This is a genomic window from Cognatilysobacter tabacisoli, from assembly GCF_003586305.1.
Taxonomy (GTDB): domain Bacteria; phylum Pseudomonadota; class Gammaproteobacteria; order Xanthomonadales; family Xanthomonadaceae; genus Cognatilysobacter_A; species Cognatilysobacter_A tabacisoli.
Genome location: NZ_QXJI01000004.1, coordinates 243,785 through 259,205, shown reverse-complemented (window position 1 = coordinate 259,205; position 15,421 = coordinate 243,785). Strand labels below are relative to the sequence as shown.

Annotated in this window: 11 protein-coding genes and 1 pseudogene; 6 read left to right on the top strand and 6 right to left on the bottom strand. The window is 69.7% G+C overall.

The features are described 5' to 3' along the window. Nucleotides 1–27: 27 nt before the first annotated feature. Together purH and purD are read left to right on the top strand one after the other, a co-directional pair. Nucleotides 28–1,614: a bifunctional phosphoribosylaminoimidazolecarboxamide formyltransferase/IMP cyclohydrolase gene (gene purH, locus D3A60_RS13725; protein ID WP_119719330.1), complete on the top strand. Its 1,587-nt coding sequence runs from the start codon at nt 28–30 to the stop codon at nt 1,612–1,614. A gap of 54 nt (nt 1,615–1,668) precedes the next feature. Continuing rightward, a complete protein-coding gene (gene purD, locus D3A60_RS13720; RefSeq protein WP_119719329.1) occupies nt 1,669–2,961 on the top strand; it encodes a phosphoribosylamine--glycine ligase in 1,293 nt (430 codons plus the stop codon). A 295-nt stretch (nt 2,962–3,256) separates the two neighbouring features. On the opposite strand, the gene D3A60_RS13715 is transcribed toward purD, so the two are convergent. Continuing rightward, on the bottom strand, nt 3,257–4,912 hold the full coding sequence (locus D3A60_RS13715) for a T6SS phospholipase effector Tle1-like catalytic domain-containing protein (protein WP_119719328.1): 1,656 nt from the start codon (nt 4,910–4,912) through the stop codon (nt 3,257–3,259). 16 nt (nt 4,913–4,928) lie between these two features. Beyond that, nucleotides 4,929–5,561, bottom strand: coding sequence for a hypothetical protein (locus D3A60_RS13710; protein WP_119719327.1), 633 nt, complete (start codon nt 5,559–5,561; stop codon nt 4,929–4,931). A 298-nt stretch (nt 5,562–5,859) separates the two neighbouring features. Between D3A60_RS13710 and D3A60_RS13705 the strand changes: the two genes are divergently transcribed. After that, entirely contained in the window at nt 5,860–8,625 is a 2,766-nt protein-coding gene (locus D3A60_RS13705) for an Ig-like domain-containing protein (protein WP_119719326.1), read from the top strand. 166 nt (nt 8,626–8,791) lie between these two features. Here the strand turns inward: D3A60_RS13705 and D3A60_RS13700 are convergent, their stop codons facing one another. Beyond that, a complete protein-coding gene (locus D3A60_RS13700; RefSeq protein WP_119719325.1) occupies nt 8,792–9,079 on the bottom strand; it encodes a hypothetical protein in 288 nt (95 codons plus the stop codon). Between the two features lie 120 nt (nt 9,080–9,199). Next, nucleotides 9,200–9,847, bottom strand: coding sequence for a hypothetical protein (locus D3A60_RS13695; protein ID WP_196778754.1), 648 nt, complete (start codon nt 9,845–9,847; stop codon nt 9,200–9,202). 237 nt (nt 9,848–10,084) lie between these two features. Here D3A60_RS13695 and D3A60_RS13690 point away from each other — a divergent pair. The 3 genes and pseudogenes from D3A60_RS13690 to D3A60_RS13680 form a co-directional block, all read left to right on the top strand. Then, a pseudogene (locus tag D3A60_RS13690) lies at nt 10,085–10,348 on the top strand (nucleotide pyrophosphohydrolase); the annotation flags it as partial. 23 nt (nt 10,349–10,371) lie between these two features. Beyond that, on the top strand, nt 10,372–12,246 hold the full coding sequence (locus tag D3A60_RS13685; protein ID WP_119719323.1) for a DNA/RNA helicase domain-containing protein: 1,875 nt from the start codon (nt 10,372–10,374) through the stop codon (nt 12,244–12,246). Nucleotides 12,247–13,170: 924 nt separating this feature from the next. Next, nucleotides 13,171–13,653 (top strand): hypothetical protein, encoded by a 483-nt coding sequence (locus D3A60_RS13680; protein WP_231120523.1) that lies wholly within the window; start codon nt 13,171–13,173, stop codon nt 13,651–13,653. Nucleotides 13,654–13,780: 127 nt separating this feature from the next. On the opposite strand, the gene D3A60_RS13675 is transcribed toward D3A60_RS13680, so the two are convergent. Further along, the gene (locus D3A60_RS13675) at nt 13,781–14,362 is read right to left on the bottom strand and encodes an alpha-ketoglutarate-dependent dioxygenase AlkB family protein (RefSeq protein ID WP_119719322.1); all 582 of its coding nucleotides are present in this window, start codon (nt 14,360–14,362) and stop codon (nt 13,781–13,783) included. Nucleotides 14,363–14,598: 236 nt separating this feature from the next. After that, nucleotides 14,599–15,285, bottom strand: coding sequence for an SOS response-associated peptidase (locus tag D3A60_RS13670; protein ID WP_119719321.1), 687 nt, complete (start codon nt 15,283–15,285; stop codon nt 14,599–14,601). Nucleotides 15,286–15,421 lie beyond the last annotated feature (136 nt).

The following is a 15,421-nucleotide window of genomic DNA, read 5'->3' as shown; positions in this document are numbered from 1 at the left end:
GCTCCCTCGCTGCCCGCCCTCGCCCGCATGACCGCCGACGCCTCGCCCGACACGGCCGTACCGATCCGCACCGCGCTGCTGTCCGTCTCCGACAAGACCGGCCTGATCGACCTGGCCCGGGCGCTGTCCGCGCGCGGCGTGGCGCTGCTGTCGACCGGCGGCACCGCGAAAGCGATCCGCGACGCCGGCCTGCCGGTGCGCGACGTCAGCGACGTCACCGGCTTCCCGGAAATGATGGACGGCCGGGTCAAGACCCTGCACCCGATCGTGCACGGCGGCCTGCTCGGCCGCGCCGGCGTCGACGACGCGGTGATGGCTGCGCACGGCATCGGCAGGATCGACCTGCTGGTGCTGAACCTGTACCCGTTCGCGCAGGTGTCGGCGAACCCGGCCAGCACGTTCGACGAGATCATCGAGAACATCGACATCGGCGGCCCGGCGATGCTGCGCTCGGCGGCGAAGAACTTCGCCCGCGTCGCCGTCGCCACCGACCCGTCGCAGTACGCCGGCCTGCTGGCCGAGCTCGAGGCCAACGACGGCGCGCTGTCGGCCAAGACCCGCTTCGCGCTCGCGGTGGCCGCGTTCAACAGCGTCGCGTTCTACGACGCGTGCATCAGCAACTACCTCTCGGGGCTCGACGACGCCGGCACGCCGCAGCTGTTCCCGGCGCAGAGCAACAGCAACTTCGTCAAGGTCATGGACCTGCGCTACGGCGAGAACCCGCACCAGCACGGCGCGTTCTACCGCGACCTGTGGCCGGTGCCCGGCACGCTGGCGACGTTCACCCAGCTGCAGGGCAAGGAGCTGAGCTTCAACAACCTGGCCGACGCCGACGCGGCGTGGGAGTGCGTGCGCCAGTTCGAGCAGCCGGCCTGCGTCATCGTCAAGCACGCCAACCCGTGCGGCGTGGCCCAGGGCGTGTCGTGCGGCGACGCCTACGAGCTGGCCTACGCGACCGACCCGACCAGCGCGTTCGGCGGCATCCTCGCGTTCAACACGACGCTCGACGCCGCCACCGCCAAGGCCATCCTCGACCGCCAGTTCGTCGAGGTACTGATCGCGCCCGACTACGAGCAAGGCGCGCTCGATTACTGCACCAAGAAGGCCAACGTCCGCGTGCTGAAGATCCCGCACGGCGACGGCCGCAACAACATGGACGTCAAGCGCGTCGGCTCGGGCCTGCTGATGCAGACCAGCGACATCCGCGAGGTCGGCCGCGACGAGCTCAAAGTCGTCACGAAGATCGCCCCGACCGACAAGCAGATGGACGACCTGCTGTTCGCCTGGCGCGTGGCCAAGTACGTCAAGTCCAACGCGATCGTCTACGCACGTGACCAGCGCACGATCGGCATCGGCGCCGGGCAGATGAGCCGCGTCGTGTCGGCCAAGATCGCCGGCCTCAAGGCCGACGAAGCCGGGCTGGTGGTGCCGGGCTCGGTGATGGCGTCGGACGCGTTCTTCCCGTTCCGCGACGGCATCGACGCCGCCGCCGCCGCCGGCATCAAGGCGGTGATCCAGCCGGGCGGTTCGATGCGCGACGCCGAGGTCATCGCCGCCGCGGACGAGCACGGCCTGGCGATGGTGTTCACCGGCGTGCGCCACTTCAGGCACTGACCCGAGCCACACGATGCCTCGCCGCAAGCGCGCAACTCACCAGGATTCCCTGCCATGAAAGTCCTCGTCATCGGTTCCGGCGGTCGCGAACATGCGCTGGCCTGGAAGCTCGCGCAGTCGCCGCGCGTGACCGACGTGCTGGTCGCGCCGGGCAACGCCGGCACCGCGACCGAGGCCAAGTGCCGCAACGTCGCGGTCAAGGCCGACGACCTCGACGGCCTGCTCGCGCTCGCGCAGCGCGAAGGCGTCGCGGTGACCGTGGTCGGGCCCGAGGTGCCGCTGGTGGCCGGCGTCGTCGACCGCTTCCGCGCCGCCGGCCAGCGCGTGTTCGGGCCGACCGCGGCCGCGGCGCAGCTCGAGGGCAGCAAGGCCTACGCGAAGGACTTCCTGGCCCGCCACGGCATCCCGACCGCGCACTACGCCGTGCACACCCACGTCGACGAGGCGCTGGAGTACATCAAGCTCAAGGGCGCGCCGATCGTGATCAAGGCCGACGGCCTGGCCGCCGGCAAGGGCGTGATCGTCGCGATGACGCTGGCCGAGGCCGAGGCCGCGGTCACCGACATGCTCGGCGGTTACGCGTTCGGCGCCGCCGGCGCGCGCGTGGTGATCGAGGAGTTCCTCGACGGCGAGGAGGCCAGCTTCATCTCGATGGTCGACGGCACCACCGCGCTGCCGATGGCGACCAGCCAGGACCACAAGCGCGTCGGCGATGGCGACACCGGCCCGAACACCGGCGGCATGGGCGCGTACTCGCCGGCGCCGGTGGTCACGCCCGAGGTGCACGCGCGGGTCATGCGCGAGGTCGTCGAGCCGACCGTGCGCGGCATGATCGCCGACGGCGTGCCGTTCACCGGCTTCCTCTACGCGGGCCTGATGATCGACAAGGCCGGCGCGCCGAAGGTCATCGAGTACAACGTGCGCTTCGGCGACCCGGAGACCCAGCCGGTGATGCTGCGGCTGCAGTCCGACCTGCTCGAGCTGGTCGAGGCCGCGATCGACGGCCGGCTCGACAGCGTGCAGGCGCAGTGGGACCCGCGCCCGAGCCTCGGCGTGGTGATGGCCGCCGAGAACTACCCGGGCACGCCGCGGCTGGGCGATGCGATCAGCGAGTGGGACGTGCCCGACGTGGCCGACACCAAGGTGTTCCACGCCGGCACCGCGCTGGTCGACGGCCAGGTCGTCACCAGCGGCGGCCGCGTGCTGTGCGTGTGCGCGCTCGGCGACACCGTCGAGGACGCGCAGCGCAAGGCGTACTCGGAAGTCGCCGGCATCTCGTGGCACGGCGAGTTCCACCGCCACGACATCGGCTGGCGCGCGATCGAACGCGAGCGTTCGGGCGGCTGACGCGCGCGACACGCATCGGATCCAAACAGAAGGCCCCGTTTCCGGGGCCTTCTCGTGACTCGCCAGCCTTGAACAGAAGGCCCCGCTGGCAAGGCCGCGAGACATCCCGGAGCCGCGCTTTCGACTCCCTCCCCCGCCTGCGGGGGAGGGTTGGGGTGGGGGCGACCCTCGCGGCGAACGTCGGCACCGTGCGCCCCCATCCCGGCCTTCCCCCGCCAGCGGGGGAAGGAGCAAACCCCAGGACCACGTCCACTGCGAGTGCCTTGGCATCCAGAGCACGCGCCAGGGCCGACCCCTAGCGCACCGGCGCCGCGTGCACCGGTTCGCGCACGCGCTCTTCGGCCTGCACCTGCGTCGGCGCGCGCCCCAGCTCCTGCGCGAGCGCGCGGTTGGCGTCATCGAGCCGCGCGTCGGCGCGCTCCAGCGGGGTCTTCAAGGCATCGGCCAGCAGCACGGCGGCGCGGCGGTGGGCCGGGTCGTCGAGCCGGCCTTCGACCGCGAACGCGAAGCGCCCGTCGGTGCCGACCACGACGTGATCGACGCGGCGCAGCGCGACCGCGTCCAGCGGCGCCCCGCCGCGGTCGGGGTACAGGTCGCGGCCGTCCTTGCTGGCGGCCAGCAGGTGGCGGCTGAGCCGCTCGCTGGCCTCGTCGAACGGCTTGCCGGCCTGCGCGTCGAGCCCGCGCACGCCGTGGCGGATCTGCTCGAGCATCGCGTGGTCCGGGTGCGACGGATCGGCGGGCGACGGCGCCGCGGCGTGCCGAAGCGTGCCCGCGGACGGATGCTCCGGCGGCAGCGCCGCGGTCAGCCCGGGCGCGCGCAGCTGATCGAGCGTCGGCACCGTCCAGCCCGGCGTCACCGGCCGCCACGCGAAGCGCGACGCCAGCGCCGCGTCGACCGGCTCGGCGTCGCGGCACGGGTTCACGATCACGCAGTTGGCCAGCTCCTCGCGCACGTTGCGCTGGCCGTCGCGGTCGACGCGCAGGCCGAACACCGCGGTCGCGCCGTCGGCCTGGAACACGGTGTACTGCGCCCGCTCGGCCGGCGGCGCGCGGTACGCGACCAGCGGCCGCTCGACCTGCGCGTTGAGGAAGTCGGCCATCGCGTTGAACGCCAGCGTCTCCAGCCCCGCCTCGCGGTTGCCGCCGCCGACGTTGGAGTGGCCGCCCGCGACCACAGCGCCGAGGTGGCGGCGGTCGGCCGACAGCTCGAGGTCGGCGATGGCCAAGTGCGGGAACAACTCGCGGTTCTCGTCGCCGGCCAGCAGCGAGAACGTCGCCAGCACCGACGCCGGCGGCCGGGCGTCGTAGTTGCGCGGCAGGTTGGTGCCGACCGGGTCCATCAGCGCCAGCGTCTGCGCGACCTGACCGGGTGCGATCAGCGGCGGGCGCGGCGATTCGACGGTGATGTTGCCGTGTTCGTCGCGGCCGAAGGTGAGGCCGTCGGGATCGGCAATGCCGTAGCGGTCAACCAGCCGGGCGAAGCCCGGTGCCAAGACGGCGCCGCGGCTATACCCGACCGACATCACCCTGACCTCCGCCTCGGGGTTGGCCTGTTTCCAGCGGGCGACGTCGCGCGCCATCTGGACGTAAGCCTTCTCGATCTTCTCGTCCCACGAGTGCGCGACGGCTCCGTCCCACGCACGACCGATTGGATTCGACTGGGTGCCAATCCCTTCCACGTAGGTAAAGCGGACGCGGCGGCCGGGGTCTTCCGAAAGCGACTGAAGTTGGCGAGCGAGGTGGCCGACGTTTGTGGGAAGTTGCTTGGGGTCGCCGAGATCCTGTCCGGTGCCGTCGAAGAGCGCGGCGAACACGTGCGCGTTTGGATCATTCTTGGGCTGCAGCAGCGGGACGCGCTGCCGCGCCTGCAGTGCCTGCATCGCTCCGTACTCGACCAGCTCGTGTTCCGTGACCGGGCGCGAGGCTCCGCCCGCTAGGGTTCCACCCATGGCGACACTCCTTGTCTCAGTAGTTGTAGGTCTTCACCAGCACAGGCTCATCCCGTGAGCCGCTATAGCGGTTGCCTGGAATCTGTAGGTGCTTCGTCGGCACGAATGCCTGCATGTACACACGAAGCGTTCGGTCGTTGATCTCCAACGCGACATGCGGATCAAACCGATACTCGCCGTGAGGCACGTCGCTCATTTCGTCGCGCGCCACGTTGTGACGAACCACCTCGTCACGGAAGATCTCGGCGATGTCGATCCGCGCCTGGTGCGGTGTGCCGTCCTTGGAACGCCACTTCACTTCCGCCGGCGGCGGAAAGTTGCGGATGTCGATGTGCCCGCTGCCCCAAGCGCTCCGATAATCAGGTCCATAGCTGGCCGACGAGCGCTGCAGCTCGGTGTCGGACTCCTGAAGCTGGATCCGACCGGCGTAGACCACCTCGACCCCGTACGTGTCGTAGGTGTAGACGCCAAACGAATGCGAATCGAACGTCAGCGGCCACTCCTTGACCGGCTGCAGGTTGAACTTGTCGGCGGGCGCGGGCGCTCGGCTCATGGGGTCGTCCTTGGTGGGCGGGCTGGCGGGGGTGCACGCGGGCAGCGCGAGGAGCGCGGCGATCGAGAGGGCGTGCAGGAAGGTGGTGCCGGGCATCAGTGGACCTCCGTTGTCGACTGCGCGGCCCTCGTCCTCGGGCCGGTGGAGGCATCTTCGGCACCAGCCCGGTGCGCGTCAACGCAGGGCCACCGGCTTGCCCCCGCACGGTGCGATGTCCCCGGCACGCGATGCGGGCCGGAGGCGTTGCCGCAGCCTGGGCTGCGGCCCCCGGCTTGCCCCGCGGCAGGCCCGCGCCCGCGGCGTCGCAGCGCGTCATGCAATTGTCGCGACGCTTCGGCACCATCGCGGCAGGACTACGTCGCATGGATGCGATTCCTTGGGGAGCATCCATTCCATGACGTCGATTGCCCTGCGCCGGCGCGCGCTTGCCGCCGCGCTGATGTTGCTGTGCGGTTCCGTGGTCGCCAGTGACCTGGCCCATCCCGACCACGCCGAGTTCGGCGCCACGCTCGACGCGCCGTTCCGCGCGCGCGGCGGGCAGTATCCGGTCCGGCTGGACTTCACCTATCCGTACGCGAACGGCGCCGTGGCCGGTGCGTGGACGCTCGAGGCGATCGCGCCCGACGGCCGCGTGGTGCGGCAGTGGCAGGGCATCCGCACACTCGACGGCCCGCGCGGCCGTGTGGAGCTGGCGTGGGACGGCCGCGACGAGCGTGGCCAGCGACTGCCAGCCGGCTACTACACCCTGCGGCTGCGCGCCGTGCCGGCGATGGACCAGGCCGAGGACGCGGCGCGACCGGAGCGCGAGCGCATCGCCGTGTCGATGGCCGCCTTCGCCGACGAAGTGATCGAACAGGACTACGACGTGATGGTCGGCGACGTCCGTCCGGCCAACGGCCGCGCCATGGCGCCGCTGCGCACGGCCCGCCAGCGCGACGCCGGGCCGAGCACCACCGCTGACAGCAGCCTCAGCACGCAGGCGATCGCGTCCGGTTCGGGCCTGCCGTACACGATCTACTACGGCAACTTCCACGCCCAGACGAACCACAGCGACGGCGGCGGCGACCTGGCCACCTGCACCAGTTCGCAGGGCCCGCAGAACGGCGCGTTCGGCCCCACCGACGCCTACGCCACGATGCGCACCCAAGCCGGCGGCGACTTCCTGCTCAACTCCGAGCACAACCACATGTACGACGGCTCGACGAGCACCGCGACGTCGGCCAGTCCCGCCACCGCCATCGCCCTGTTCGACAGCGGCCTGCAGGCCGCCGCCGACTACCGCGCCGCACACCCGTCCTTCATGGCGCTGTATGGCCTGGAGTGGGGCGTCATCAGCAACGGCGGCCACCTGAACATCGTCAATGCCGACGCGCTGCCGAACTGGGAATACAACAGCTCCGGCCAGCTGATCGGCGAGGTCGACACGCCCAAGAGCGATTACCCGGCCCTGTACGCGACGATGAAGGCGCGCGGCTGGATCGGCCAGTTCAACCACCCGGCCACCACCGGCCAGTTCCTCGTCGGCGGCGTGCCGCTGGGCTTCGACGCCAACGGCGCCGACGTGATGGTGATGACCGAGGTGCTCAACAGCTCCGCGTTCTCGACCAACACCACCGAGACCGAAACCAGCCGCAGCAGCTACGTCGGCGCCTGGAACAAACTGCTGGAGGCCGGCTACAAGGTCGCGCCGTCGACCAACCAGGACAACCACTGCGCCAACTGGGGCCTGTCGTTCACCAACCGCACCGGCGTGCTTCTGCCCGACAGCGCCGCGCTCGACACCACCACGTTCACCGACGCCCTGCGCGCGCGCCGCGTGTTCGCGACCGAGGACAAGTCCGGCCAGCTGGTGCTGACCGGCAACGGGCGCGTGATGGGCGAGAGCTTCGCCAACAGCGGCCCGCTGACCCTGACCGCCAACTTCGCCAGCACCACCGGACAGACCGTGCAGCGCGTGCAGTTCTTCGCCGGCGTGCCCGGCCGCAACGGCACCGTGGCGCAGCTGGCCGAGGGCAGCACCACCCACACCTTCACCCCGGCCAACGGCGAGCACTTCTTCTACGCGCTGGTCACCCAGGCCAACGGGCTGCGCCTGTGGTCGGCGCCGGTGTGGGTCAGCCAGGGCAGCGCCCCGGCCGATACCGTCGCGCCCACCGTCAGCGCCAGCACGTCCGGCACCAGCGGCACGGTCACGCTGGCGGCGACCGCCAGCGACAACGTCGGCGTGACCCGGGTTGAGTTCCTCGTCGACGGCGCGCTGGTGGGCAGCGACACCACCGCCCCGTACGCCATTGCGTTCGATTCGACCACCGTCGCCAACGGCAGCCACAGCCTGACGGCCCGCGCGTTCGACGCCGCCGGCAACAGCGCGACCTCCGCCGGCGTGGCGTTCACCGTCGACAACGCCGCCCCGGCCGACACCGTCGCGCCGACGGTCAGCGCCAGCACCGCCGGCGGCAGCGGCAGCATCACCCTGTCGGCCAGCGCGTCGGACAACGTCGGCGTGACGCTGGTCGACTTCTACGTCGACGGCGTGCTGCGCGGTTCCGACGCCGCGGCGCCGTACGCGATCGCGTTCGACTCCACCACCGTCGCCGACGGCAGCCACAGCCTGACCGCACGCGCGTTCGACGCCGCCGGCAACAGCGCCACGTCGGCCGCCGCGGCGTTCACGGTCACCAACACCGCGCCGGCGGTGGAGCGGCTGACCAACGGCGGCTTCGAGGCCGGCAAGACCGGCTGGACCGCCAGCAACGGGGTGATCACCAAGAACACCACGTATGCCGCCCGCACCGGCACGTGGAAGGCGTGGCTCAACGGCTACGGCAGTGCCAACACCGAGTTCGTGTACCAGTCGGTGGCGATCCCGGCCGCAGCGACCAGCGCCACGCTGGGCTTCTGGCTGCGCGTCGCCAGCGCCGAGACCACCACGACCACGGCCTTCGACACGGTCAAGGTGCAGCTGCGCAACGGCAGCAACGCGGTGATCGCCACGCTGGGCACGTACTCCAACCTCGACAAGGGCAGCACCTACGTGCAGCGCAGCTTCGACGTGTCGGCGTACCGCGGCCAGACCGTGCGCGTGTACTTCGAGGGCGTCGAGGGCGCGCAGGTGGCCACGTCGTTCCTGCTGGACGACGTGTCGCTGCAGACCCGCTGACGCGCGGCAGCGGCCACCGACGGCACCCTTGGGGGCGACCCCAGGCGGTGCCGGATGGCGGGGTCGAATGCCCGGTCCGTGCGCGCTCGCATCCCGACCCAGAACCGCTGCAACGAAAAGGCCCCGTTTCCGGGGCCTTCTCGCTGGTGCATGGGACGCCGGCGGATCAGTGCATCGTGCCGCCGCCCTCGCCGTCGTCGCCGGCCGGCTGCAGCTTGACCGCCAGCTCCTCGAGCTCGGTGATCTCCGCCTCGATCGCCTCGTGCAGCTCGCCGGCGCGGACCATCAGGTCCTCGATGCGCTCGGCCTGCTTGAGCTTCTTCAGCTCGCTGTCGAACAGCAGCCACTGCGTGGTCAGCCGCTCGACGTTGTTCTTCGAGTAGTGACGCATCTCCTTGAGCTGCGTCAGCGTGTCGTTCACGTGATCGAACGGCGTCTTGGTGTCGGTGGACATTACGACCTCCTGCTTCGGTGGTGACGCAAGCAGGATTGCCAACTCAAGCTGTCTCGTCGCGGAACGGGGGCGATTTGCGTGGAAATGGCGTGAACATTCGCCCGCACAACCGCGGCAGAACTACATCTCCGGCGTGCTGTCTTTCAGGACGTCGATCGCCGCGTCAGCGCTGGCCTGATCGCCGCTGTCGCGCTGATTCGCGCGGTGCTGCCTCCTCACCTCGGGCGCGATCACGTCGATCTGCCGGTTCCGCTGCAGCATCGCCCGATCGCCGGGTGCAAGCTGACAGTTGCGGCTGAGCACCTCCAGCTCGTCGCCGGTGCGGGCCGCGCCGCTTTGCAGGTTGACGACGACCCCGAGGGTGTCGCCAAGCGGCTCGAGCGCCATGCAGATCGAATCGATGGTGGCCTGGCTGCGCAGCTCGTTGGCCTCGACGATGGCCAGCAGGTTCTCGTGGTCGACCCAGACCACCGACCGCACGCCGTCGATCGAGCGGGCCGCGGCGCGCGCCGCGTCGCGATCGACGCGCCGACCCGGGTCGGCGCGCTTGATCGACTTGCGGAAGTCTTCGTGGAAGGCCTCCATCTCGCGCTTCACCCCGGCCTGGTTGCCGACGGCCGCATTGGCACGCACGGCGGCGATGCGCGCTGCGGTGGCAACCGGGTTCATGGGCTGGCCCGCCTGTTCGGGGCGGGCGGCGGCGCGGTCTGAAGACGCTTGGGTACAGGAAGTTGCCGCCAGAACGACCAAGAGCAGAACGCGCTTCACGATGTCTCCCCTGTGCCACGTTGTCGGCTGCTCGCATCAGGAAGGCCTGAATCGGCATCTCGCCACCGCCGAACATCCGCCAAGGCGGGCACCGATCTGCCGGGCTCGCCAAGTGCACTACGATGCTGCCAGACAAATCGGGCGACAACCATGCCGACGGACATTCCTTCCCTATAGGCCTCACTCCGGCTATTCGCGGCTGAGCGTGACTGGGATCAGTTCCACTCCCCCAAGAACCTAGCCACGGCGCTGGCGGTCGAAGCGGCCGAGATCCTCGAGCATTTCCAGTGGCTCACCGACGAGCAGAGCCGCTCACTTCCTGAAGAGAAGCGGGAGGACGTCGCTGAAGAGCTTGCGGACGTTCTCCTCTACCTCGTGCGCCTTTCCGACAAGCTCGGGATTGACCTGCCGACCGCCGCTGATCGAAAGCTTCAGAAGAACGCGCTGAAGTACCCGGTTGAGAAATCGAAGGGAAAGAGCGCCAAGTACACTGAGCTGTAAACGGCAGGCAGGGGGAGCCTTTCGTGATCGTCTACCAGCACACCAAGTTGCGCTTCCTCGAGGACGTGACCGACCGCGTCATCGAGGACATCGTCCACACCGAATACCTCAAGTCGACGGGGCGCTACGCGACGGATGCCGAGTACCGCTCTTGGCAGCACTCGCTCGGCCAGATGGCGAACGTCCTGCGCGACAAGGACCTTCCCGACGACATGGGGGTCGGCATCGAGTTCGGCATACCGCAGACCTCCAAGCGCATCGACTTCCTCTTGTCCGGTCGCTCGGACGACGACGTGGAGCACGTCATCATCGTCGAGCTCAAGCAGTGGTCGGAATCATTTCTGAGCGACAAGGACTGCATCATCCTGGCGCGTCGGGGTGGCAGCACGGGCCCGCGCGAAGGCGCCCATCCGTCCTACCAGGCGTGGTCCTACGCCGCCCTGCTGGAGGGCTTCAACGAAGCGGTCTATGACGGCGGGGTCGCATTGCGACCTTGCGCTTACCTGCACAACTACGTCGCGGACGACGTCATCGATAACGCGCATTACGCGCCCTACATCGAGAAGGCGCCGCTGTTCCTGAAGGGCGAGGCGGAACGCAAGCGCCTGCGCGAGTTCATCAAGCAGCATGTCAAGAAAGGCGACAACGCCGAACTGCTCTTCAAGATTGAGCAGGGTCGCATCCGGCCGTCGAAGATGCTGGTCGACAGCCTGGCCAAGATGATCAAGGGCAACCGCGAGTTCGTGCTGGTCGATGACCAAAAGGTCGTGTTTGAGAACGCGATTGCCATTGCTCGTCGAGCCTCCCCTGAGAGCAAGCAGGTGTTGATCATCAAAGGCGGACCGGGAACCGGAAAGTCGGTGGTGGCGATCAACCTGCTCGTGGAGCTGTCGAAGCTTGGGCTGGTCGGGAAGTACGTATCAAAGAACGCAGCGCCTCGAGCCGTTTACAAGGCCAAGCTCACCGGGACGCTCAAGCAGACCGAGATATCCAACCTCTTCGCCGGATCAGGCGCCTTTATAAACACCCCTCCTAACACGTTCGACGTTCTAGTCGTCGACGAGGCCCACCGGCTCAACGAGAAGTCGGGTCTGTACGGCAACCTCGGCGAGAACCAGATCAAGGAACTGATTACTAGCGCGAACTGCACAGTGTTCTTCGTCGACGACGATCAGGTCGTCACCCTAAAGGACATTGGACACTCCGCAGAGCTACGACGCTGGGCGTCGACCTTGGGCGCGGCGGTCAGCGAGCTTGAGCTCCGCTCGCAGTTCCGATGCAACGGATCAGACGGCTACATCGCGTGGCTCGACCACAACCTCGGAATCCGGGAGACCGCTAATTCCACCTTCGACGGAATCGATTTCGACTTCCGCGTGATCGACTCGCCTGTCGAACTTCACGCCCTCATCGCCGAGAAGAACAAGGCTAAGAACCGGGCACGCGTAGTGGCCGGCTACTGCTGGGACTGGGTAAGTAGGCGCAGGCCGGATGCCTTCGATATCGAGTTCCCCGAGCACGGCTACGCCAAACGCTGGAACCTCGACCGCGACGGGAGCCTCTGGATCATGACTCCCAGCTCGATCGACGAGGTGGGCTGCATCCATACGTGCCAAGGCTTGGAGCTCGACTACGTTGGCGTGATCGTCGGACCCGACCTGCTGATGCGGGAGGGTCAGCTCGTCTCTGCGCCCCAGAACCGCTCGGGCAGGGACAGGTCTATCTGGGGATACACCACCCGGATGCAGGCTGACCCCGAGGGCACGTCCGAACTCACCGACCGGATCATCCGAAACACATATAAGACACTGATGACGCGGGGCCTCAAGGGCTGCTTTGTTTACTGCAGTGATGCCGAGACGCAGGCCTACTTTCGCGGGCTAGTTCGCACGCTGTAGCACTCAACGTCGGCGGTCCAACCCGCCGACCCAATCGCGTGAATCCGTGGGATGAGCCGGCCGTTCCCTCCGCGCGCTGAACATCACGACCACCTCTAGGCGCGCCTTGGCGGTGGCCTTCGGGATTTACCCGTAGGTGTCTGGCCGAATTGCGCGAGCGGTGGCGTCGGGTCGCGCGAGCACTCGACCGGTCGTGATCGAGCGCGCGGAGGGGTCCGGCTAGCGCAGCGATGCTCGCGTGCGAGTGCTGCGGTGCTCGCGGGCGGCCACCGGAATGGGGGCGATCGCTCGGCGGGGTCCTCGCGCGAGCCCGGAACCGGGGCCCAGTGGCCCGCCGCGCCTTCGCACGCGAGGGCCCGCGCGGGGGCCAGCGCACTTCGCGCGGGGGCCCGGCGGGCGGTGAGCGGCTCGCGGGCAGGCACCGGGGTGCCCGCGCGACGCTGCGGGCGCGCTCGCGTGCGGGCACGGGCGGGTCCGCACGACGTCGCCCGGGGTGCGTTCGAGGGCGGTGGACGCTCGTGCGCGGGCGGGTGGGTATTCGCGCGACGGCGTCGAGCCGCTCGGGCGAGAACGCGCCGCAACCCCCACGAGTGCGCCTCGATGCACCCCCGCAGGCGCGCCACTGTCCGATCGAGGGCGCGTCGATGCCAGTGCGCGGGCGCGCGCGTGCTCGCGTGCAGGCGATCCGTGCGGCGCCCGCGACCGGGCCACTGCACGCGCGCGAGTAACGCCTCACCGTTGCGTGGGCAACGCTCTGCGCGGCGCCGACGTCTCGGCGGGCGTCGTCCGACCCCGGGGTGCGGGGTTTTCCTACCCGGCCGGACGCGCTTGCCCGACCGACAGCCGCGCTCGCGGTGGGCAGGCTGCGCGGGCCGGCCATGAGGGCCGGCGGAATGGACCACCACACACACGAGGAGTCGTCCCATGACACAGAATCTGGTTTCCACGCACCTCAGCGCCGAGCAGTGGGCGCAGCTCGATCAGGCGTTCGCGCAGCTGCAGGCGGCGGCCGCGCCGCTGCTGGTGCCGGTGTCGCCGACCACCAAGAAGACGATGGTCAAGATGGGCGACGGCTCCGAGGCGTTCTGCCGCAAGGCGGTGGGCGTGATGGAGGAGAACGTCGGGCTGATGCCGCGCGACTTTGACTTGGCCGAGGTGCGCCGTGACCTGGAGACGCACGACGCGCTCAACGACCGCATCGTCAAGCTCACGCGCCTGCTGGAACGGATGCGCGACGCCGAGATGGCGCTCGGCAGCGACGTGATGGCCGCCGCGCTGCAGGGCTACGGGGTGCTGAAGACCGTCGGCAAGGGCGAAGGCGTCGAGGCGCTGAAGCAGATGCTCGGCAAGCGCTTCGATAACGGCCCGCGCCAGGACCCGGCCTCGCCGGCGCCGCCGGCGGCGTAAGCGCTAGACGCGGCTTGCATCAGGCAGCAGGAGAAAGGCCCCGACGTTCGGGGCCTTTTTCTTTGGTGGCGCGGGCGTCCGCTGGCGTGCATGGCGCGCGGGAGTGCAGTCGGCGGCGTCGCACGCGTCAGTCCACCCGCCAGTTCTCCGGCCGCACCCGGAACACCACGCTGATCCGCGGGCCGACGTTGCGCGTGGTCTTCGGGATGCCGTGCTCGTGGGTGATCTGCGAGGCGTGGCTCATCACCAGCAGGCTGCCGGGGTCCAGGTCGACGCCGACCGCGCGGCGGCCGTCCTTGGCACGGATGCGCATGCGGCGCGTGGCGCCCAGCGACACCAGCGCGATCGGGTGCGGCGGGACGATCGTGTGCAGCTTGTCGTTGTGCATCGCGACGCTGTCGCCGCCGTCGCGGTAGAGGTTCAGGCCGACCGCGCTGAACGGCGCCGGCGCGATGGCCTGCACGCGCGCGAGCAGCTCGGCCAGCGGCAGGTCGGGCGGCAGCGCGTCGGTGCGGTAGGCCGCGAGCAGGCGCGGCACGTCGACGATACGGTCGTACATCGGCCGGCGCTGGTGCGTCCACGCGGCGCCGTCGCGCAGCGCATCGAACCACGCATCGGCAAGCGACGGCGGCAGCCACTGCGGCCAGTGGACGATGCCGCCTTCGGCGTCGTCGACGAGGGTGACGGGCGTGGGCGCGAACAGGCTCACCAGGTGGGTGCGCAGCGGTGGCGACGGCGGCGGTGGAAGGCGAACCGTCGCGCGTGGGGTGCGGAGGGGCCGTGATGGGCGCGGGGCGCGCGCGGCCGCGTCGGCTTGGACGCGGGGGAGAAGGACATTGGTTTGAGGCAGGCGCGTGGAACGCGTGGCGCGGGGCGGTCGACGCAGGAATCGCCCCCACCCCAGCCCTCCCCCGCAGGCGGGGGAGGGAGTCAAGCAACCCCACGCTAGTCCTCGTCCTCGTCCCAGTCATCGGCGTCGCCGTCGTCGACCGGGTCGTCCGGCGCGCCGGCATCGGCCGGCTCGAGCAGCGTGTAGTCGTCGAGCGCCGGGTTGCGGATCGCGCGCGAGACGCGGTACGCCTCCAGCTCGGGCTGCTTCATCGTCGTCAGGTAGCGCATCGGGAACCACGGCGCGTCGGTGGCCCAGCGGCTCCACTGCGCGTGGGGCAGGAACACCGGGCCATCGGGCACCAGCGGCGCGGGGATCGCCGGGTTCGGGTGGGTCAGCACGGCGAAGCTCAGCAGCGACAGGTCGTCGCGCTCCCAGCGCTCCCACAGGCCGGCGGCGAACAGCGCGCGGCCGTCGCGGGCCTGGATGAAGTACGGCACCGCCGGCTTCGCGCTCCGGTCCCACTTGTAATAGCCGTTCATCGGGATCACGCAGCGGCGCTGCTCCCACGGGCCACGGAAGATGCGGCTGCGCGGCGCGCGCTCGAGCCGCGCGGTGACGGTCGTGTACTTGGTCTGCGGTTCCTTCGACCACTTCGGCACCAGGCCCCAGACGAACTCGCCGACCCGGAGCGCGCGGTCGCCATGTATGTCGTCGACGTAGGTCACGGCGGCCGGCTGGCGCGCGCCGATGTTGTAGCGGTCCGGCAGCGCGAGCAGCGCCGACGCGAGCGGCTCGGGCATCGTCGCTGGCAGCGCGTCGCGGCTGGAGAACGCTTGGACGAAACGGCGCAGGGTCGGGGCTCGGTGTTAACGGGAGTCCACGCTACGAAGGCGCGATCGACGGGGGTGTGAATCGATGGCGTCTTCTGCGGGGAGA

Coding starts and splice junctions, on each gene's coding strand:
- D3A60_RS13700 (WP_119719325.1), bottom strand. CDS start 9,079: ATGTCCACCGACACCAAGACGCCGTTCGATCACGTGAACGACACGCTG.
- D3A60_RS13715 (WP_119719328.1), bottom strand. CDS start 4,912: ATGGGTGGAACCCTAGCGGGCGGAGCCTCGCGCCCGGTCACGGAACAC.
- purH (WP_119719330.1), top strand. CDS start 28: ATGACCGCCGACGCCTCGCCCGACACGGCCGTACCGATCCGCACCGCG.
- D3A60_RS13680 (WP_231120523.1), top strand. CDS start 13,171: ATGACACAGAATCTGGTTTCCACGCACCTCAGCGCCGAGCAGTGGGCG.
- D3A60_RS13670 (WP_119719321.1), bottom strand. CDS start 15,285: ATGCCCGAGCCGCTCGCGTCGGCGCTGCTCGCGCTGCCGGACCGCTAC.
- D3A60_RS13710 (WP_119719327.1), bottom strand. CDS start 5,561: ATGCCCGGCACCACCTTCCTGCACGCCCTCTCGATCGCCGCGCTCCTC.
- purD (WP_119719329.1), top strand. CDS start 1,669: ATGAAAGTCCTCGTCATCGGTTCCGGCGGTCGCGAACATGCGCTGGCC.
- D3A60_RS13705 (WP_119719326.1), top strand. CDS start 5,860: ATGACGTCGATTGCCCTGCGCCGGCGCGCGCTTGCCGCCGCGCTGATG.